Raw genomic sequence first — 261 nt, forward strand, 5'->3', positions numbered from 1 at the left:
CCTGACCGGCAACACACTAGAGCCAGCTGCTGATCTGCTCCAGCGGCTTCTATATGCAGCCGTGCACGGGCACCTGGCAGGCGGCCTTGGGATAGCCCACCACCAGCAGGATGACGGGCTTCTCGTTGTCGGGTTGCAGGTCAGTCAGGATGATCTTTCTTTCCCTGAAGTCTTCTCACCCCCTTACCGCCAGGTGCAGATCAGATTGTTCCGCGATGGGACACTGACCACCCCGACGACAGCGCCTCGGCCTGCTGCAAC

1 protein-coding gene is annotated in these 261 nt (G+C 60.9%); it reads left to right on the top strand.

Going from position 1 to position 261, the window contains the following annotated elements:
- Positions 1 to 261 (top strand): hypothetical protein (locus RVY79_RS20160; protein ID WP_317466353.1); only part of this gene is annotated, 261 nt, incomplete at both ends.

The sequence above is a fragment of the Chromohalobacter sp. HP20-39 genome (genome assembly GCF_033052815.1).
Taxonomy (GTDB): domain Bacteria; phylum Pseudomonadota; class Gammaproteobacteria; order Pseudomonadales; family Halomonadaceae; genus Chromohalobacter.